Origin of the sequence: Streptomyces collinus (assembly GCF_031348265.1) — a bacterium.
Lineage (GTDB): Bacteria > Actinomycetota > Actinomycetes > Streptomycetales > Streptomycetaceae > Streptomyces > Streptomyces collinus.
Genome location: NZ_CP133771.1, coordinates 5,186,289 through 5,204,882, shown reverse-complemented (window position 1 = coordinate 5,204,882; position 18,594 = coordinate 5,186,289). Strand labels below are relative to the sequence as shown.

The 18,594-nt window shown below is 71.4% G+C and carries 19 protein-coding genes and 2 pseudogenes; 9 read left to right on the top strand and 12 right to left on the bottom strand.

Features of this window, described 5'->3' with window-relative positions; translation table 11 throughout:
* The first annotated feature begins 358 nt into the window (after window positions 1-358).
* Window positions 359-1,198 carry a C40 family peptidase gene (locus RFN52_RS23735; protein WP_184854004.1) on the top strand — a complete coding sequence of 280 codons (840 nt, stop codon included), beginning with the start codon at window positions 359-361 and terminating at the stop codon, window positions 1,196-1,198.
* 304 nt (window positions 1,199-1,502) lie between these two features.
* A pseudogene (locus tag RFN52_RS23730) lies at window positions 1,503-1,895 on the top strand (peptide deformylase); the annotation flags it as partial.
* Between the two features lie 36 nt (window positions 1,896-1,931).
* Here the strand turns inward: RFN52_RS23730 and RFN52_RS23725 are convergent.
* A complete protein-coding gene (locus RFN52_RS23725; RefSeq protein WP_184848853.1) occupies window positions 1,932-3,224 on the bottom strand; it encodes a geranylgeranyl reductase family protein in 1,293 nt (430 codons plus the stop codon).
* 99 nt (window positions 3,225-3,323) lie between these two features.
* Here RFN52_RS23725 and RFN52_RS23720 point away from each other — a divergent pair, with 99 nt between their 5' ends.
* Both RFN52_RS23720 and RFN52_RS23715 read left to right on the top strand, forming a co-directional pair.
* Window positions 3,324-3,848 (top strand): GNAT family N-acetyltransferase, encoded by a 525-nt coding sequence (locus RFN52_RS23720; protein WP_184848851.1) that lies wholly within the window; start codon window positions 3,324-3,326, stop codon window positions 3,846-3,848.
* 110 nt (window positions 3,849-3,958) lie between these two features.
* Window positions 3,959-4,270, top strand: coding sequence for a PASTA domain-containing protein (locus RFN52_RS23715; protein WP_184848850.1), 312 nt, complete (start codon window positions 3,959-3,961; stop codon window positions 4,268-4,270).
* Window positions 4,271-4,309: 39 nt separating this feature from the next.
* Here the strand turns inward: RFN52_RS23715 and RFN52_RS23710 are convergent, their stop codons facing one another.
* The 3 genes and pseudogenes from RFN52_RS23710 to RFN52_RS23700 all read right to left on the bottom strand — a co-directional run bounded on the left by RFN52_RS23710 (window position 4,310) and on the right by RFN52_RS23700 (window position 5,666).
* Window positions 4,310-5,005: a demethylmenaquinone methyltransferase gene (locus RFN52_RS23710; protein ID WP_184848848.1), complete on the bottom strand. Its 696-nt coding sequence runs from the start codon at window positions 5,003-5,005 to the stop codon at window positions 4,310-4,312.
* Window positions 5,002-5,313: pseudogene (locus RFN52_RS23705) on the bottom strand (acyltransferase family protein); the annotation flags it as partial. The pseudogene RFN52_RS23705 and the gene RFN52_RS23710, both read right to left, overlap by 4 nt.
* A gap of 47 nt (window positions 5,314-5,360) precedes the next feature.
* Window positions 5,361-5,666, bottom strand: coding sequence for a hypothetical protein (locus RFN52_RS23700; protein ID WP_311241038.1), 306 nt, complete (start codon window positions 5,664-5,666; stop codon window positions 5,361-5,363).
* A 288-nt stretch (window positions 5,667-5,954) separates the two neighbouring features.
* Between RFN52_RS23700 and RFN52_RS23695 the strand changes: the two genes are divergently transcribed.
* A complete protein-coding gene (locus RFN52_RS23695; RefSeq protein WP_184848846.1) occupies window positions 5,955-6,986 on the top strand; it encodes a chitinase in 1,032 nt (343 codons plus the stop codon).
* A gap of 122 nt (window positions 6,987-7,108) precedes the next feature.
* On the opposite strand, the gene RFN52_RS23690 is transcribed toward RFN52_RS23695, so the two are convergent.
* The 5 genes from RFN52_RS23690 to RFN52_RS23670 all read right to left on the bottom strand — a co-directional run bounded on the left by RFN52_RS23690 (window position 7,109) and on the right by RFN52_RS23670 (window position 13,809).
* Window positions 7,109-7,786, bottom strand: coding sequence for an imidazolonepropionase-like domain-containing protein (locus RFN52_RS23690; protein WP_184848844.1), 678 nt, complete (start codon window positions 7,784-7,786; stop codon window positions 7,109-7,111).
* A gap of 7 nt (window positions 7,787-7,793) precedes the next feature.
* Window positions 7,794-8,993 (bottom strand): cyclic dehypoxanthinyl futalosine synthase, encoded by a 1,200-nt coding sequence (mqnC, locus tag RFN52_RS23685; RefSeq protein WP_184848842.1) that lies wholly within the window; start codon window positions 8,991-8,993, stop codon window positions 7,794-7,796.
* Between the two features lie 70 nt (window positions 8,994-9,063).
* Window positions 9,064-10,095, bottom strand: coding sequence for a CPBP family intramembrane glutamic endopeptidase (locus RFN52_RS23680; protein ID WP_311241037.1), 1,032 nt, complete (start codon window positions 10,093-10,095; stop codon window positions 9,064-9,066).
* 103 nt (window positions 10,096-10,198) lie between these two features.
* On the bottom strand, window positions 10,199-10,927 hold the full coding sequence (locus RFN52_RS23675) for a prepilin peptidase (protein WP_184848840.1): 729 nt from the start codon (window positions 10,925-10,927) through the stop codon (window positions 10,199-10,201).
* Window positions 10,924-13,809 carry a BTAD domain-containing putative transcriptional regulator gene (locus tag RFN52_RS23670; protein WP_374050174.1) on the bottom strand — a complete coding sequence of 962 codons (2,886 nt, stop codon included), beginning with the start codon at window positions 13,807-13,809 and terminating at the stop codon, window positions 10,924-10,926. The genes RFN52_RS23675 and RFN52_RS23670 overlap by 4 nt, the downstream gene beginning before the upstream one ends.
* Before the next feature lie 435 nt (window positions 13,810-14,244).
* On the opposite strand from RFN52_RS23670, the gene RFN52_RS23665 reads away from it, so the two are divergent.
* The 3 genes from RFN52_RS23665 to RFN52_RS23655 are packed head-to-tail and all read left to right on the top strand — an operon-like array spanning window position 14,245 to window position 16,687.
* On the top strand, window positions 14,245-14,892 hold the full coding sequence (locus RFN52_RS23665) for a hypothetical protein (protein WP_184848837.1): 648 nt from the start codon (window positions 14,245-14,247) through the stop codon (window positions 14,890-14,892).
* A gap of 44 nt (window positions 14,893-14,936) precedes the next feature.
* Window positions 14,937-15,947 (top strand): hypothetical protein, encoded by a 1,011-nt coding sequence (locus RFN52_RS23660; RefSeq protein WP_229856548.1) that lies wholly within the window; start codon window positions 14,937-14,939, stop codon window positions 15,945-15,947.
* 35 nt (window positions 15,948-15,982) lie between these two features.
* Complete coding sequence (locus RFN52_RS23655; RefSeq protein WP_184848835.1) at window positions 15,983-16,687, top strand: hypothetical protein; 705 nt, start codon at window positions 15,983-15,985, stop codon at window positions 16,685-16,687.
* A gap of 190 nt (window positions 16,688-16,877) precedes the next feature.
* Here the strand turns inward: RFN52_RS23655 and RFN52_RS23650 are convergent, their stop codons facing one another.
* A complete protein-coding gene (locus RFN52_RS23650; RefSeq protein ID WP_184848833.1) occupies window positions 16,878-17,489 on the bottom strand; it encodes a hypothetical protein in 612 nt (203 codons plus the stop codon).
* 88 nt (window positions 17,490-17,577) lie between these two features.
* Window positions 17,578-18,117, bottom strand: coding sequence for a hypothetical protein (locus tag RFN52_RS23645; RefSeq protein ID WP_311241036.1), 540 nt, complete (start codon window positions 18,115-18,117; stop codon window positions 17,578-17,580).
* A 17-nt stretch (window positions 18,118-18,134) separates the two neighbouring features.
* Here RFN52_RS23645 and RFN52_RS23640 point away from each other — a divergent pair, with 17 nt between their 5' ends.
* Window positions 18,135-18,272: a hypothetical protein gene (locus tag RFN52_RS23640; RefSeq protein WP_184848831.1), complete on the top strand. Its 138-nt coding sequence runs from the start codon at window positions 18,135-18,137 to the stop codon at window positions 18,270-18,272.
* A 67-nt stretch (window positions 18,273-18,339) separates the two neighbouring features.
* On the opposite strand, the gene RFN52_RS23635 is transcribed toward RFN52_RS23640, so the two are convergent.
* On the bottom strand, window positions 18,340-18,570 hold the full coding sequence (locus tag RFN52_RS23635) for a hypothetical protein (RefSeq protein WP_184848829.1): 231 nt from the start codon (window positions 18,568-18,570) through the stop codon (window positions 18,340-18,342).
* Window positions 18,571-18,594: the final 24 nt, after the last annotated feature.

Here is an 18,594-nt window from a genome sequence, read left to right as displayed (position 1 = left end):
TGATAGAGGCCCGTTCACACATCAGAGGGCATGGGGGGCGAGGTGTGGACGCGTGCACGCGTTCACGATCTTCGCGAGCCCGTGACCCGGCCGTGATCTACGCACCGGGACGCGACCTCCGGACCAACCGTTCCGTGATCCCCGTCACATGGGTGAGAGATCCATGAGAACGGGGCTTGGCCAATCAACCCAACCGATGGTAGGCGCGGGGCAATTCGGGCGTATTGATCAAACGCCGTGATCACAGCCCGGTCACGGTGCGCCCGCAATGTCCGTTACGGCGTCAATAAAGGGTCTCGTTCGGGGGTTTTGAGGGCCCGATTGAGTAACTGTGGCGCAGCACACGTTTCTTGAAGATATGAAGGAGCCCCTGGTACCGGTTATTCCCATGTCCCACACCGCTCACATACGCAGCCACCGGAAACCCCGCCGCAGCGCGACCTCATCGATCGCCCTGCGCGCCGGCGTTGCCGGTGGCGTTCTCAGCATGGCAGCGGCTGGTGCGTCGGCCTCGGCGAGCGCCGCCGAGCCGGTGACGCAGACCATCGAACTGCCCACCCTGACGGCCGACCTGTCCGCTCAGGTCGCCCAGTCCGCGGCCGCCACCCAGCAGGCCGCCGCGAACTACGAACTGCGCGCCGAGCGTGACGCCGCCGCCGCCAAGGCCGCGACGGAGGCCAAGAAGGACCTCGCCGAGGCGAAGAAGAAGGCGGAGGCCAAGAAGAAGGCCGCCGAGGCCGCCCGCAAGGCCGCCGCCGAGCGCGCCAACCGCAGCACCGAGCGGGCCACCCTGTCCGCCTCCGCCTCCGCGTCCGCCTCCACGTCGGTGTCGGCGCCCTCCAGCGGCAGCGTCGCGACGGTCATCGCGTTCCTCAAGGCCCAGGTGGGCGACGCCTACGTCATGGGCGCCACCGGTCCCAACGCCTGGGACTGCTCCTCCCTCGTGCAGGCCGCGTACAAGCAGGTCGGTGTGGATCTGCCGCGCGTCTCGCAGGACCAGTCGATGGCCGGCACGGACGTCCCGCTGTCCAGCGTCCAGGTCGGCGACATCCTGTACTGGGGCGGCAAGGGCTCCGCGTACCACGTGGGTGTCTACATCGGGAACGGCCAGTACCTGGACGCGGCGAACCCGTCCAAGGGCGTCGTCATCCAGGACCTGTCGGGCTACCCGGCGTCGGGCGCGGTGCGCGTCCTCTGACGTCACGCGCCGTCTGACTCATCCGCTCACACGGGCTCGAGGGCCGCTGCCACCACGAGGCAACGGCCCTCCCGGCCTGTCCGGGGCCGCTCAGGTCCCGATCCCCTCGGCCCTGCCCCGAGGCGCTCCAGGGATCCCTCAGAGCCCTTCCAGGGCCCACCCGGCACTGCGGCCCGCCCCTGCGCGTCCGCCACTCCCCTACCCTGCGCCCGAATTTTCCCGGATTGGCGCGGTGTTGACGCCGACGGCCCCGGGTGGCCGGACTGCTCCTGGGAGCGGCCCGGGTGTTCTGCAGTGCCGCCGAGTGCGGGTGTTCGTGTACGACTGCCCGGCCGACGACGGGGTGCGGCACGTCGGGCACATCGTCAACCCGGTGCTGGATCCGCTCGACGCCTCGCGCAGGAGGCTCCTCGACGAGGCGGAGGGCTGCCTCTCCGTGCCGGGCGCCACCATGGACGTGCCGCGTCCGGACCGGGCCGTGGTGCGCGGCGTCGACCGGGACGGCGAGCCGCTCGTGATCGAGGGCACCGGCTACTTCGCCCGCTGCCTCGCCCACGAGGCCGATCACTGCGACGGACGGCTCTACCTGGGCCGGCTCTCCGCACGCGAGCGGAAGGCCGCGCTGCGGCAGACGGCGGACCGGCGGGAGCCGGTGTACGCCCGCCGGTCCGCCGACATCGCGGCGCTGAACGCCTGATCGGACCGCCGGCAGCCTGCCGGGGCGCCAGTTCGTTCAGGCCTTCGGGGCCACCCTGCTCAGTCCGTTGATGATGCGGTCCATCGCGTCGCCGCCCGTCGGGTCGGTGAGGTTCGCGAGGAGCTTCAGGGTGAACTTCATCAGCATCGGGTGCGTGAGACCGCGCTGGGCGGCGATCTGCATGACCTTCGGGTTGCCGATGAGCTTCACGAAGGCGCGGCCGAGCGTGTAGTAGCCGCCGTAGGTGTCCTTCAGGACGCGCGGGTAGCGCTGGAGGGCCAGTTCGCGGCTCGCGGGGTTCGGCCGGGCGTGGGCCTGGACGATGACGTCGGCGGCGATCTGGCCGGACTCCATGGCGTAGGCGATGCCCTCGCCGTTGAAGGGGTTCACCAGGCCGCCGGCGTCACCGACGAGCAGCAGGCCCTTGGTGTAGTGCGGCTGGCGGTTGAAGGCCATGGGCAGGGCGGCGCCGCGGATCGGGCCGGTCATGTTGTCGGGGGTGTAGCCCCAGTCCTCCGGCATGGACGCGCACCAGGCCTTCAGCACCTCGCGCCAGTCCAGCTCCTTGAAGGAGTCGGAGGTGTTGAGGACGCCGAGGCCGACGTTCGACGTGCCGTCGCCCATGCCGAAGATCCAGCCGTAGCCGGGCAGCAGGCGGTCCTCGGCGCCGCGGCGGTCCCACAGCTCCAGCCAGGACTCCAGGTAGTCGTCCTCGTGGCGCGGGCTGGTGAAGTACGTGCGCACGGCCACGCCCATCGGGCGGTCCTCGCGGCGGTGCAGCCCCATCGCCAGGGACAGCCGCGTGGAGTTGCCGTCGGCGGCCACGACGAGCGGCGCGCGGAAGGTGACCTCGCGCTTCTCCTCACCGAGCTTGGCGTGCACCCCGGTGATGCGGCCCGTGCGCTCGTCCAGGATCGGCGCGCCCACGTTGCACCGCTCGAAGAGCCGGGCACCGGCTTTCTGGGCGTTCCGGGCGAGCTGCTCGTCGAAGTCGTCGCGCTTGCGGACGAGGCCGTAGTCGGGGAAGGAGGCGAGATCCGGCCAGTCGAGCTGGAGCCGCACCCCGCCGCCGATGATGCGCAGGCCCTTGTTGCGCAGCCAGCCGGCCTCTTCCGAGATGTCGATGCCCATCGCCACCAGCTGCTTGACGGCACGCGGGGTGAGGCCGTCGCCGCAGACCTTCTCGCGGGGGAACTCGGTCTTCTCCAGCAGGAGGACGTCGAGTCCGGCCTTGGCGAGGTGGTAGGCGGTGGTGGAGCCGGCCGGCCCCGCGCCCACGACGATCACATCGGCGGTGTTCTCGGAGAGGGGCTCGGTCACGACGGTCACGGCGGGATCTCCCCAAGTTCGTCAATCTTGCGTGCCGACCGGCACTGGACATGGGCAGTCTATGCAGCAGCATTCATCACCCGGCTGAAGGGCTGCTCCGTGAATCGAGTTCTCCCCGCTGTGCGGCTTCGCGTCCCCACCCACGAGGACGCGTTCGCCTGGCACCGGATCTTCGACGACCCGGACGTCATGGAGTACCAGGGCGGCAGGTCCGCCGAACTCTCGGTCTACGAGGAGCTCACCGCCCGCCAGCGCCGGCACGACGCCGAACTGGGCTTCTGCCTGTGGACCGTGCTCGACGGGTCGGGGCAGGTCATCGGCTTCACCGGGGCCCAGCCGTGGGAGCGGGCCTGGGGCCCGGCCGGGGAGATCGAGATCGGCTGGCGGCTGGGCCGGGAGCACTGGGGCAAGGGCTACGTCACCGCGGCCGCGCGGCAGACGCTGGAGCGGATGCGGGCCAGTGGCGTCCCGGGTGTCGTCGCGATGGTCGACGCCCGCAACAGCCGGTCCATCGCGGTGACCCAGCGCCTGGGGATGCGCCTCGCGGAGACGTTCACGACTCCGGCCTCGCAGCGGGCGGGGCACTGCTACCGGCTCGACCTCCGGAACGCTGACGCAGCGTAGTCGACTGTCACAGAAAGACATCTGTCGCTTCCGGTCGGTGCGGGGCGGGAGTTACCCTTCCTGTACCGCTGGGGGTGACATCTGTGCACATATCCCACAAGACACCCGAAGTGCGCGTACCGCGTCTGGTCGGCCTGATGGCCGTGGACGCTCGCGAGACGGCCCGGGCGCAGGGCCTCCTCCTCAGCGCGCCGGACCGGCCCGAGCTCGCTCTCGCCGTCGTCGACTACGTCGTACGCCAGTATCCGCAGCCCGGTGCCGAGGTGCCGCGGGACTCGATGGTCTACGTGTGGTTCGAGTTCGGCCCCGGTGAGGGCGGCGGGGGCGTGCACGAACCGCGGATCCCGCGTCCGCCCCGGGGCGGGCTCCAGCGCGAGCTGGACGAGCCGGGCGACCCGTACATGGTCCTCAGCTCGCCCTAGGGCCGAGAGGTCCCGGCCCGAGGCCGAAGGACCCCGGCCTCACCCGGCCTTGAAGCCCCGGTGCAGGGCGACGATGCCGCCGCTCAGGTTGCGCCAGGCCACCCGCGACCAGCCGGCCTTGCCCAGCCGCTCGGCCAGGGCGGGCTGGTCGGGCCAGGCGCGGATGGACTCGGCGAGGTAGATGTAGGCGTCGGGGCTGGAGGACACGGCGCGGGCGACCGGCGGCAGGGCGCGCATCAGGTACTCGGTGTAGACGGTGCGCAGCGGCGCCCACGTCGGGTGCGAGAACTCGCAGATCACGATCCGCCCGCCGGGCCGGGTCACCCGGAGCATCTCGCGCAGGCCCGCGTCGGTGTCCTGCACGTTGCGCAGCCCGAAGGAGATGGTGACGGCGTCGAAGGTGTCGTCCTTGAAGGGGAGCCGCGTCGCGTCGCCGGCGGTGTAGGGCAGCCAGGGCTGCCGCTGCTTGCCGACCTGGAGCATCCCCTGGGAGAAGTCGCACGGGACGACGTAGGCGCCGGTGCGGGCGAAGGGCAGCGAGGAGGTGCCCGTGCCCGCCGCCAGGTCGAGGATCTTCTGGGCCGGGCGCGCGTCGACGGCCTTGGCTACCTCCTTGCGCCATCGCCGGTCCTGGCCGAGGGACAGCACGTCGTTGGTCAGGTCGTACCGTTCCGCCACGTCGTCGAACATCGAGGCGACTTCGTGCGGCTGCTTGTCCAGGGATGCGCGGGTCACGGGCCCATTCTTGCAGCACCCCCTCCGGGCAGGAGCCGCGGCCGCTTGCGTGCCGCCACGTCCTCCACCCAGCCGCACAGCAGCACGAACACCGCGATCAGCACCCAGCCCACGCCGAACAGGAACCACTGGCTGTCCAGGGGCAGGTACGCCTCGAAGGCGGGCACGTCCCAGAAGCGGTCGATCAGCGGGACGGCGAGGATCAGCGCGATCTCGTGCCAGAGGTAGATCGTCACCGCCCGCGCGTTGAAGACGGTCACGAGCCGGTCCAGCCGCCGCAGCCGGACCAGGTGCGCGAAGTCGGTCCCGAAGCGGGGCCTGGGTGGGGGTGGTCGTGGTCATGGCGCGTCCCCGGTCAGTTGGCGCCGGCGGAGGCGGACGCGGAAGCCGGCGACGAGGTGCTCACGGCTTCCCCGGCCGGGGCCGACGGGACGCCGCTGGGCGGGACTCCCGGACCGCCGGGACCGCCCGGAACCCCCTCCGGCCGGCCGCCGCCGGGCCCCGCACCCGCGAACGGCAGCAACTGCGACGGCGTCAGGGACGTCCCCCAGCCCATGAAGGCCGCGCCGAGGACGGCCGCGTACCCGAGGCAGACGGCCCCCAGGAGGAGGCCGATCCGGCGCAGCAGCCGGGCCCGGCGTCCGGAGTTGTCAACGAACACGGGACCGTCGGCGGACCCGTTGCCGCGTTTGCGGCGGCGACCGCGAGGGGCGCGGTTTCGATGGCAGGCTCGGAATGCATTCCCCGGACAGTAGGGCGCCTTTATGTGCCCTAAACTCGGGTTTTCTTGTGAGAGACCCATGAGGAACGACGGAAGCTGTCCCTCCTCTGAGAATTCCCGGGAATGCCCGCGGAACTCACCGCACGCAACCGGCCTCGTGAGACGTTTGCTGCCGGGAAACGTACTTCCTGTCCTACCCCTGACCTCACGAGAACGGGAGCGCACGTCATGAGGAGTTACCGGAAACCGGCGGCGGCCGGGCTGGGTTGTCTGTTCGCCCTCGCCACCGCCGCATGCTCCGGGCAGGGCGACGCGGCACCTGCGGCCTCAGAGGCCCCCACGCCCGCCGCGTCCGCCACGTCTCCCACAGCGACGGCCGCGGCCGGCACCTCGTACGCCCCGTACCTCAGCGCCACCGAGGCCGCCGGCACCGACTCGGCCGGCTCCCCCACGACGTACAACCTGGCGTTCGTCATAGCCGACGGCGACGACTGCATCCCGCGCTGGAACGGCACCCACGCCATCGGCGACGCGAAGGTCGCCTCGCGCATCGCGAAGCTCACGGCGGACGGCGGCCGGGTCCGGGTCTCCTTCGGCGGCGCCTCCGGCAAGGAACTCGCGGCGAACTGCGGCAGCGCCGCGGAACTGGCGGCGGCCTACGGCAAGGCCCTGGACGCGGCCGGCACCACCCTCGCCGACTTCGACATCGAGGGGGACGAACTCTCCGACTCCGCCTCCGTCGCCCTGCGTTCGAAGGCGATCGCGCAGTTGCAGAAGGAACGGGCCGGTCTGGAGGTCTCGTTCACCCTGCCGGTGATGCCCTCGGGTCTCGACAAGGACGGCCTGGCGCTCCTCGCCTCCGCCAACGACAACGGCGTACAGGTCTCCACCGTCAACCTCATGACGATGAACTACGGCTCCTCGTACGACGGTGACATGGGCGGCTACGCCCGCACGGCGGCGCAGGCCGCGCACACCCAGCTGAAGAAGGTCTTCGGCACCTCGGACGCGGCCGCCTGGCAGGGCATGGCGCTCACCTCGATGATCGGCGTCAACGACGTCGAGAACGAGACCTTCACGCTCGGCGACGCCGCCGAGGTCCGGGCGTTCGCCGAGGAGAAGGGCATCGCCTGGGTGTCGATGTGGTCGACGGCCCGGGACCGGCAGTGCGCGAAAGGCTCCGACTCGGCCAAGGCGGCGACGGATTGCAGCGGGGTGACGCAGGGGTCGGGGGCGTTCGGGAAGGCCCTCGCGGGCTGACGCGGGGGGTGTTCGGGAAGGCCTTCGCGGGCTGACGCGGGGGGGGGTGTGTTCGGGAAGGGACTCGCGGCTGACGCGAGGGTGTTCGGCACGGGGATCGCGGGTGACCCGAGCGCCCGGGGTCAGCGGGCCCGGTACACCAGCCGGCCGGCCAGCACGGTCGCCACACAGGTCCCTGCGCCGCGCTCGCGCAGGGCCGCCTCGTCGGGCACGTCGAACACGGCCAGGTCGGCCCGGCCGCCTATGGTCAGCGGGCCGTGGACCGTGCCCGGGAGGTCGTACCCCTCCGCGAACGGGTCGAGGTCGGGCCGCTCGCCGAGCAGCGTGCCGGGAGCCCCCGTGGTCCCCACGACGGTCAGTCCGGAGCGGGCGACGGCCGTGGCCACCAGGGGATCGCGGAAACGGGCGCCGGGTGAGGCGACCGCCGTCGTGCCGTACCTCAGCATCCGCTGCACTCCGCGCCGCACGCTGCCCGACCAGCGGGTCTCGCTGAGCTCGCCCAGGGCGGTCAGCCGCTCGCCCCACAGGGGCTGTTCGCCCAGCTCGTCGGCTTCGCGCGGGTCGGGGTGGTAGCAGTGGCGCAGCAGCCACAGCGGGTGCCACTGGCGCAGCCCCGGGGTGAGCACGCCGGGCCAGCGCCGCACCCGCGCGCCGGGCGCGTCCTCGGCGACCTCGTCGTAGGGCCCCACGGCCGTGATCCGGTCGCCGTCGACCACGACGGCGCCGTCCACGACGGGTGCGTCCATACCGGGTGCCGCGCCCGCCGGGAGGACCAGCGGGGCGGCGTGGATCGTCAGCACGGTCGGGTCAGTTGGGCGCCAGCAGCTTCAGCTCGGGGTGAGCCGTGCCGCCCTCGATGGCCGTCGAGGAGATGTGCGAGACGACGCGGTCGTCGACCGGGTCGTTCGCCGGGTCGTCGTGGACGACGAGGTGCTCGTAGGTGGTCGCGCGCTGGGCGGGCACCCGGCCCGCCTTCCGGATCAGATCGATGATCTCCATCCGGTTGGACCGGTGCTTGGCACCGGCCGACGACACCACGTTCTCCTCCAGCATGATCGAGCCGAGGTCGTCGGCGCCGTAGTGCAGGGAGAGCTGCCCGACCTCCTTGCCCGTGGTCAGCCAGGAGCCCTGGATGTGGGCGATGTTGTCCATGAACAGCCGCGCGATGGCGATCATCCGCAGGTACTCGAAGAGCGTCGCCTGCGTGCGGCCCTTCAGGTGGTTGTTCTCGGGCTGGTAGGTGTACGGGATGAAGGCGCGGAAGCCGCCCGTACGGTCCTGGACCTCGCGGATCATCCGCAGGTGCTCGATGCGCTCGGCGTTGGTCTCGCCGGTGCCCATCAGCATGGTGGAGGTGGATTCCACGCCCAGGTTGTGCGCGATCTCCATGATCTCCAGCCAGCGCTCGCCGGACTCCTTGAGCGGGGCGATGGCCTTGCGGGGCCGCTCGGGCAGCAGCTCGGCACCGGCACCGGCGAAGGAGTCGAGACCGGCGGCGTGAATGCGCTGGATGGCCTCCTCCACGCTCACCTCGGAGATCCGGGCCATGTGCTCGACCTCGGACGCCCCCAGGCTGTGGATGACCAGCTGCGGGAATTCCTTCTTGATCGCGGCGAAGTGCTTCTCGTAGTACTCGACGCCGTAGTCCGGGTGGTGCCCGCCCTGGAACATGATCTGCGTGCCGCCCAGCTCGACGGTCTCCGCGCAGCGGCGCAGGATGTCGTCCAGGTCGCGCGTCCAGCCCTTGTCCTTGGCCTTCGGCGGGGCGTAGAACGCGCAGAACTTGCACGCCGTGACGCACACGTTCGTGTAGTTGATGTTGCGCTCGATGATGTACGTCGCGATGTGCTCGGTGCCGGCGTACCGGCGGCGGCGTACGGCGTCGGCGGCGGCGCCCAGGGCGTGCAGCGGGGCGTCCCGGTACAGCACGAGTGCCTCGTCCGGGGTGATCCGCCCACCGGCGGCTGCGCGGTCGAGGATGGGCTGAAGGTCGGCCTTCTCGGTCACCGGGCGTCCCTTTCGTAAGGGTTGTGGACGGACCAGCCCAGCGTACGCCAGCGGTTCGCCGGGCCGGACGTCAGGCCGTGCGGGCGGGATGGGCGCGGGGGTCCGGCGGGGTGGTCGGGGCCGAGAGGCGCTGCGGCTTGTGACGTCGGGCGAACCACAGCACGATCGCGGCGTAGAGCAGGTCGGTGACGATGGCGGTGAGGGCCAGCGCCCAGGGCGCGTCGGCCGCGGTCTCGTCCGACGACAGCCCGTCGACGACCGCGGCGGAGGCTCCGAAGGCCAGCAGGTTGTTCAGGACGTGCAGGGCGATGGCCGCTTCCAGTCCGCCGGTGCGGATCGTGAGCAGTCCCGCCACCAGGCCGTTCACCAGCAGACCGAGGAAGCCCCAGCGGGTGCCCCAGCCGTGGGCCGCGGCGAACAGCACGGCCTGCGGGATCACGGCGAACCACGGGGAGCGCACGAACGCCCCGACCGCCTGGAGCAGCCAGCCGCGGAAGACGTACTCCTCGGCCGCGGCCTGCAGCGGGACGAGGAGGGCCAGCACGGCCAGGGCCGTGAGGAAGGAGCGCCAGCCCACCCAGGTGCCGGAATCACCCGAGTCGTCCGGCAGGAGGAAGGACGTCACCGTGAGCAGGAGGATGGGCAGCAGGCCGGCCAGCAGACACCGCCCGAGCCAGCCGATCCGCAGCCGCCCGGTGACCGACGTGACGGTGCCGACGCGCCGTCTCGCCGGCCACAGCGTGGCCAGCAGCACCAGGGGCAGGGCTATGGCGATGGACACGAGGTCCATCGCGGTGTTCCCGAGCGGCCCTAAGTCGGCACCGTCGTCGGGCAGTTCGGGGGCACCGAGCGCCGTCCCGAGCCCGTAGGAGAGGGCCAGCAGCACGAGCAGGATCACGAAGTAGGCGAAGGCAAGCAGCACCGTCCCGGCCAACGGCCGCCACCAGCGGTGACGGCCCGTGGTGCGGTCCAGGCGGTGGTACGGCTGAGGGATGGGGTCCGGGAACGGGCCGACGGGGGGCGCGGTCGGGTAGGCGGGGTGCGCGGACGGGTGGACGGGGTGCGCGGACGGGTGGGCGGGGTAAGGCGATGCGTTTGTCATGATCAGCATCATGGCAGCGCCGGTTGCGCGGATCACAGGCGTTCGGCGGGCTCTCGGCCCGTGTCGGCGTGCCGGACGACCGGGTACGCGCCGGACCCCGCTGTCAGGCCGTGTACGCGCCCACCAGGAGCCCCAGCAACGCCCCCGTGATCAGGAACGGGCCGAACGGGATGGCTGACTTGCGGTCGGCCCGGCGGGTGATGACGAGGGCCGCGCCGTACAGGGCGCCCAGGAGGAAGCCGACGAAGGTGCCGAGCATGACCGTCGGCCAGCCGTACCAGCCGAGGGCGGCGCCCGCGCCGAGGGCGAGTTTGACGTCGCCGAAGCCCATGCCCGCGGGGTTGATGAGGAACAGGACGAAGTAGCCGCCGCCCAGGGCGAGGGAGCCGAGCACGGCGGTGGTCCAGTGGCCCGCGTGTTCGGGGACGAGGGCGGTGAGGCCCAGCAGGACCAGGGCGGCACCGGCGAAGGGCAGGGTGAGCGGGTCGGGCAGGCGCCGTACGCGGAAGTCGACGACCGTCAGCAGGACGCCGGCCGGGGCGAGCAGCAGCCAGACCCCGAGCTCGGGGCGGGTGCCGGTCGCGGCGGCGAGGACGGCGCAGACCAGGGCGGTGGCGATCACCAGGGGCGTCGTACGCGGCCCGTACCCGGGCTCCGCGCACTCTCGGCACGCCGCGCGCCCCAGCCAGCCCCCGAGGGCGTGCCCGCCGGGGCACTCCCCCCGCCAGGCCTCCCCCGAGGGTGCCGAGAACCGGTAGGCCGCCCGCGGCAGCAGCGCTCCGGCCGCCGCACCCCACACCGCGGCGGCGAGGACCAGCGCCCAGGTGCTCATCCCACCGCGGCGATCGCGTCGCGCCACGTCGGCAGCAGCTCGTCGAGCAGTGCCTCGGTGCGCGGCGGCAGCCCACGGGCCCCGCTGCGGCCGATGAGGTCGGTGGCGAGGGCGGTCAGCCGGTCCGTGTCGCCGGTGGCGTGGGTGGCGCGCAGCAGCTCGTGCCACAGCCGCTCGTCGGCCGGAGCGGTGCGCAGGGCCGCCTGCAGCGCCTCGATGGCCTTCTCCGCGCGGTCCTTCTCCATGTGGAACTCGCACAGCGCGAGCCCCGTGTCCGCGACGAGCAGCGGCAGCTGGGCATCCACGATCTCGTGGGTCAGCCACCGGTAACGCCCCTCGGGCCGGTCGGCGAGCAGCGGCCCGCGCACCAGCACCAGCGCGTCCGTGAGCAGCCGCCCGCGCACGGCCCGGCTGTCGACGCCCCTGCCCTGGGTGGCCTCGTGGTACAGGGACCGCAGCACGTCCAGGTCGGAGACGACCGACTTGGCGAGCGTGAGCCGGCCGGAGCCGTCGGTGGCCAGGCGCGGCGTGCCGTCGGGGTCCGTGCCGAGCCAGTCGTGCAGCCGGTCGAGCAGCGCGCTGCGCACGTCGTCGGTGACGCCGCGCGGCCACAGCGCGGAGGACAGCACCCGCGGGTGCACGCCCTCGCGGTGCAGGAGCAGCAGGGCGAGGGCCTCGTGCAGCAGTGCGCTGCGCTCCCCGTCCGGGTTGTCCAGGCCGATGATCTCGTACGGTCCGACCAGTCGGGCGTACACGGCCGGCCGGCCCTGCTCGCTGATGTCGACGAGGAACGGCGGGGTGGAGGCGGGCCCGTCGGTCTCGCGCTCCGGGTCGGCCTCGACGAACAGCTCGACCACGGCCCGCTGCTGGGCCGCCGGCAGCAGCTGCGCGTCGAGTTCGAGCCCGAGGAGCGGTGCGAGCAGCTTGCCCTGGGCGGTGATCTCCATCTCCCAGGCGGCGCCGGGCAGATCGCCGGTCTCGCTGCCGACGAGGTAGCCGATGCCGAGACGGCCGGCGTCGGCGGCGAGTTCGGCGAGCTTGACGGCGTCCTCCGCGGACGGCTGGGCGGCGAGCAGGACGAGGTGCGGGGCCCAACGGGTGTGCTGGGCGGGCCCGGTGCGCCCGGTGAGGACGGAATCGTGCCCGGCGGCACCGAGCGCCCCCCGCCGCTGCCGCGTCTCGGCCTCCATGGTCTCGACGAGCGCCTCGACGTCCTCCAGGTGCCGGATGCGGTTCGGGGCGAGCGGGGTGAGGTCCTCGCCGAAGCCGACGAGCGTGATGGTCATGCGGTCGGACCAGCCGTTGGTCGCCAACTCGGCGGCGACGGAGGCGAACACGGCGGCCCGGTCGGCCTCCCGGCCGCTCAGCGAGACGATGCCGGGCACGGCCTCCAGGTTGAGCAGCAGCCGCGAGTCGTCCATGGTGCCGAGGCTGACCAGGCCCGGGTAGGGCGCGGCCGTGTCGACGTCCTCGTAGCGCTCGGCGTCGGTGCGGGAGAGCATCCAGAACGTCTGGTCCTGGCCCTGCTGCCAGGGGGCCGGGGGCTTCCCGGCGGGCTGGGCGAGCTGGAGGTGCAGGTCGCCGTTGCTGAGCCAGGCCGCGTACACGACCGGCAGCGCGCGCGACTCCTCGGCGAGGGATGCGGCGAGCCCGCGCAGGCTCCGGTCGAGCAGCCGTACGCCCTCGGGGTCGGCGCCGACGAGCAGCGCGTCCTGGACGTCCTGCGCGTCACCGGTCGGCGTGGGCGGCTCCATGCCGCGCCGCCCGCCGACGGACCCGAACGCCGACTGCCACAGCGCCTGCCGGCGCCGCCGTCCCAGGGCGCCGAGGAGACCGGCGGCGAGGAGGGGTGCGGTGAGGAGGGCTTCGGGGAGGCCGAAGGAGCTGTCGGACTCGGCGCCGACGGCCGTGGCCTGCTGGTGCCCGGTGTCGTGGGCGGGCCGCCGCTGTTCGGGGACGGACACCTGGGTGGCGCCGCCACCGTGGGCGTGGCCGCTGCCGCCCTGAGCACCTGCGCCCTGCGCGTGGTCACCGGTCAGGGCGTAGTCGCTGATCTGCTGCTGCACGTCGGGCGACACGTTGGGTGCCTCGTCGGGCATCTCGACGAGGTCGCCGCCGCGGGCGTCGCCCGGCATCTCCATGATCCAGCCGGGCCGGATGAGGCTGGCCTCGGAGAGCTTGGACCCGTCCGGCTGCACGCGGTCCTTGTTGAGCTCGAAGATCTCCTTGTAGCGACGCCCGTCACCGAGGTGCCGTTGGGCTATCTCCCACAGGGAGTCGTGGTGGCGTCCCTCGGGCGGCTGGATCCGGTAGAACTTCGTGTCGCCCTGCTGGGCGGTGCTGCCGCCGGCGTCGGCGTGGGCGGCGGCGTGCGAGGCCTGCTCGGCGAGCGCGGCCGCGGCGCCGGAGGCCTGCTCCTGCTGCTGGGCGAAGAGGCCCGGGGTGGCCTGGGCGGCCGCGACGGTCGGCTTCTGGTTGGCGTCGTAGCTGTTCCCGAGCTGCGACAGCCCGGGCGTGAAGCTGGCGGCGGTGGCGCCGACGAGCAGCAGCGCGGCGACGAGCTGCCGCGCGAGCAACTGGCTCGGCCCGGCGCCGGGCACCCGCCCCGGCACGCCGACACCCGACAGCGCGGCCTTCATCTCCACGAGCACGCACGCCGTGAACTGCGCCCACGCCAGCCACACGATCACGGTGAGGATGTTCAGGAAGGTCTGAACGGTGATCTCTTGCTGCAGCCAGTCGAAACTGGGCACCCCGTCCGGCAGCGGCCACCCGATCTGCGTGGCCAGCGCGCCCGGCACACCGACGAGCAGCACGGCCAGGGCGAGGAAGGCGAAGAACGCCTTCACGAAGTCCCCGAACGACCGACGCCGGATCCGCACGGGCTGCGGTGTCCGGTTCCGCGGCGCGGCCGCGGCCCCCGTCGTCGTTCCCGTCGTGCTTCCCGACGTACTTCCCGTCGAGCTTGACGAGCTTGAGGTGCGGCGTCGCGGCATGGCGGGTGTCCTGGGGTCGTGTGTGGAGTGGCGTGAGGCCGAGCTGTGGGGGGAGGGGTGTGCTGAGCCTACAGAGATCTTATGAACTATTACCGAGGGCGTCGAAGGGCGGATCGGAGGAAGCGCAGGGGAGTCCGATTTGCCCCTGACGTCACGGGAGTTCACTCCGCGGCCGGGTAGCCGGGAACGTCATCTTCGCATGTGCCACGCAAGCCTTTCACGATCCCCACGCAATCAACCACGGGCTTTCAGAGCGGCGTTACCCACCCCTGATAGCTTCGTTCCCTGTCGCGTACACCGAAACTACGGGGGAGACCAACAGTGGCCCGCCGCGCACTGACCACGACTGCCGCCGCGTTCGCCACGGCGGCAGCGTTGCTTCTGACCGCCTGTGGCGGAGGCGACGATTCGCCGTCGGACGACATCAAGGGAGCGGGCAACAGCTCGGGCAGCCCGTCGGCCTCGCCGTCGTCCTCGGCGCCCGGCGTCAAACGCCCGGTGATCAAGATCCCCAGCAGCTTCCAGCTGACGTTCGAGAATTGGACGAGCAGCGATCCGGTCGAGCAGGCGGTGCTGAACGACGGCAAGGAGGAGCTTCGGGCCGGGTACGCGGCGGTCATCGCGAACGACCCCGACAGTGAAGCCGTCGCCTTCTACGACACCGAAGGCGTCCGCGGACAGACCAAGCAGTGGATCAAGTCCTACACGGACAAGGGTTACACCGTCATCGGCAAGCTGCCCGCCTTCAACCCCAAGGTCATCCTGGCCAAAAACGGCAAGGGGGCGGCGCTGACTTACTGCACGGACGAGACCGAGGCGAAGACCAGGCATCGCAAGACCGGCAAGGTCGAGGGCAACCCGGCGGGCACGAATCCCTACGTTCTCTACTCGCTCTCCCTGGCGAAGAACGAGCAGGGCGTGTGGCAGAACTCGTCGGTGCGCGGTGAGCGAGGGAAGTGCTCCCGGTGAAGGCACCGCACCGAGCGATACCCCTGATCATCACGTCCCTGGTCGTGACACTACTGAGTTCGTCGTCGGCGGGCGCCTTCGGAGGCCCCGGCAGCGATGTGCGAGGTGGCGCCAACGACAGCGGTGAACTCTCCGCATCCGCCTCACACTCCCGCATCAAGGTCACCCAGACGAGCGGCCCCACGGGCGGCAAGCAGGGCACCGTCGCGTCGACGGACGTGAACTGGAAGCCACCACCGTGCTGGTACGAACCGGTCTTCACCCCTGAGCAGCTGAAGAACTTCTCGGAGAACGACGGCAGCGGCGACGCCGGTCTGCGCGACGGCTGGTACGGATCGGAGCTCTGGACCGACCACTTCAGGGACGAGAAGGACGCCACCACCATCTTCACGAAGCCGGCGACCGTGAAGGGGTACAAGAACTACAACCTCGGCAAGAAGGGGTACTTCTGGCGCGGGGTCGCGCCCAAGGTGACCGAACTCGACGACACATCGCTGTGCAGCCGGCTGATGTTCTGGCAGGACGCGGGCGAGATCCCCGACGTACCGAAGGCCCCGACCCCCGAGACCCTCGCCGAGTACGCCTACGACAAGGTGAAGGTTCCCGAGACCGAGGTGGAGCTGAAGCCGGCGGCCAGGTCGACGGTCAACCTTCCGACCTGGGTCTGGCTGGACAGGGGCACGTTCAAGGACGTCAAGGTCCGCGCGGAACTCCCGGGGACCGGCCTGTGGGCGGAGACCACCGCCAAGCCGGTCGCCCTCCACCTGGACCCGGGCACCGAGGACGCCGAGGTCTTCCCCTCCTCCGGCGACTGCGCGATCAACGACGACGGCTCCATCGGCACCCCGTACACCAAGGGCAACGCCGACAAGACGCCGCCGTGCGGCATCCGCTACCTCCGCGCGACCGACGGCGCTCCCTACCAGCTGTCCGCCAGCGTCACCTGGAAGATCACCTGGGAGGGCTCCGACGGCTCCGCGGGCGACCTGCCCGACGGCACCTTCGAGACCACCCAGGACATGAACGTCCAGGAGATCCAGTCGATCAACCGCTGAGCGGATTCAGCGGCGCGTGACGGTGAAGGAAGGGCATGATCGAGGAACCCCGGCGCTACCGGGTCGAGTTCGCGAGTGGCACCGCCGCCTCCGTGGCGGAGCGGCGCTCCTTCCGTGACCTCGAACGCAACGACATCGAGCCGGACCTGCCCGGCTGGCCGGCTCAACCGCCCTTCCGGGTCCGGGGTTTCTTCGGCAAGCTCGGCGTGTACGTGCGGTGCGCCACCATCAGGCTCCTGCTGCTGCCCCTCATCATCATCGCCGACGCCCTCGGCAGCCCGGTGTCGCCGGAGAAGCGCGGCGAGCTGGAGGAGCGCGAGAACGAGATCGACGACTTCCCCGTCATGTGGGCGGGCGAGGGCGAGACGGCCCGTACGCTGCCCTGGCAGCTCGACCCCTCCCGGCGGTCCTGGCGCACGATGACCGAGATCGAAGTGGCGGAGCCGGACGGGCTGGTGCGCATCTGGTCGTACGAGGACACGATGCAAGGCAGCCGGCATCTCTCCTGGGGTGGCGGCGGGAAGGTCCCGGGGTCCGAGGCTCTCCTCTGGACGCTGCCGCGGAGCGAGATCGTCGGCGCGGAGATCAAGCGGTTCAGCTTGGACGAGTCGGACTTCAGGGTCTCCTTCCGGGACGGTTCATGGGTACGGCTGACGAGTTCACCCAACGGTGCCCAGAGGGTCGTCGCTCTGCTCGGTCAAGGGATGCCTGTAAGCGATCCCGCACCCGCCCGCCCGTGAACCACCCCGTTCGCCACCGCCACGCCTCACTCCTCGCCTTCCCCATGCGATCCACCACTGCCGCAGCGTTCGCCACGACGGCGAGGAAGCGCTCCAGGTGAGGGCGCCATACCGGCGACACCCTGAGCGCCGCCGACCACTTCAGGGACGTGAAGGACGCTGACGCGCCGCACTCTCGTGCCCGGCGCGCTCAGGCGCTCGTCGTCAGGGCTTCGAGTGCCTGGTCGTAGGCACGGAACGCCGCTTTGCCCTGTTCGGGGGTGCCCGCGTCGGGGCGGAGGAGAGCCGGGAGGTGGGCGACCCGCCACATCCTGAAGACCAGGGCCGGGGCAGTGCGCCCCGTCTCGTCCGCGAGGCCGGACGCGAGCGTGAGGGCATCGACGATCCTGGCCGCCCCCTGCCGGACGTCCCCGCCGGACACGACCGCGGCGGTGATGAGGGCCTGCAGCAAGTACGTCATCTGCAAGTCGGCCGCCATATGACACATGCGCCGTACGACGTCCCGCTGTTCGAGGTCCTCCAGCCGCGGCGGAATCCCTTCGACCGCACCCGACCACAGCAGCAGGGCAGGGGCGGTCACCTCGTGCTCACGCAGGTAGCCGAGTTCGTCCGCGATGGCCATGGTGGCCGGGGAGAAGCCGCCGATGCCGCGAACGAGGTCGAGCAGCCGGCCGACCTCGTCGCGGCGGCGGCTCACCAGTTCGCCGACGGAGGCGGCACCGACGCTCCACGTCCCGGTCGCCGACACCGCACCGATCTCCACGATGCCTCCGAGTGGCCCGAAGACCTCACGAGCCAGCACGCTTTCCGGTACGGGAGTGATCTGACCTGCCACTACGTCATGCCTCGCATCCGCTCAGAACTGTCCCATCATGTGCTGGATGACCGCCTCACGCTGGGGCAGCGCGGGGGGGGGGGGGGACCCGCGTTGAGGATGTCCACTCCCTCCAGCGTGTCGACGAAGCACTCGGGCTGCCTTCCGCCGGGCCGCTGTGTTCCCGCAGCACGGAGTCCGCGAAGGATCGCGGCACTTCGGTCCGCACCACCACACCGTCCGGGCCGGCGTACTGCGTGGCCACCCTGTTGAGATCGTCCTCCGAAACGTCCGACTGGGCCTTCGACCGGGCCGACTTGGCATGCTGAACGTCCCGGGTCCCGGCGCGGACCTTGGCCTCATCAGGCTTCCCGGCGCCTTTGCTGCCGGTCGGGTCGTCCTTGTACTTGTCCGCCTCCTTGCCCGTCCGCTTCACCCACGAGTCGGCCGAGGTGAGGCGGGACTGCGCCGAGGAGAGGCTGTCGCGCGCCTCGCGGCCCTTGCGAAGAGCCTTGTCCGCCAGCGACTGCGCCCGCTCCAGCTTCGGCCAGAAGTCCGCCAGCGCGTCCCCGCACATCTCGTAGGACTTCTTCAGCTTCTTGAGGTTCTTCGGCACATTCGCGAAGTGCGAGTATGTCCGATGCCGTCGTGCGCGAGTTCAAGAAGCTGGACGACGAACTCGCCAAGAAGGTGAACGACGCCATGAAGACCGAGGACAAGCGGGGCGGTAAGGGCGGCGAGGGCGGTAAGGGGGATGGCGGGGGAAGGTAGAACCACCGCCGAGAGAGACGCGAAGGGCCCCGGATCCGGAGATCCGGGGCCCTTTCCTGCGCATTCGTCAGGAAGCGACGGCCGCGTTGAGGTGCAGGTCCGCCGCGATGCCCTGCGGCGAGACGGCGAGGCCCAGGCCGCCGCCGACGCCGGCGGTGAGGCCGGCGGCCGTGGTCTCGACGTAGAGACCGGCTGCGGCGCCGGCACCCGCGGCAGCACCGCCCGCCTGGCCGCCGGCGATGGTGTCCAGCTCGGCGTCGGACATCTGGGCGGTCTGGATCTGCGGGGTGAAGGCCATGGAGGGCGGTTCCCTTCGTTCAAA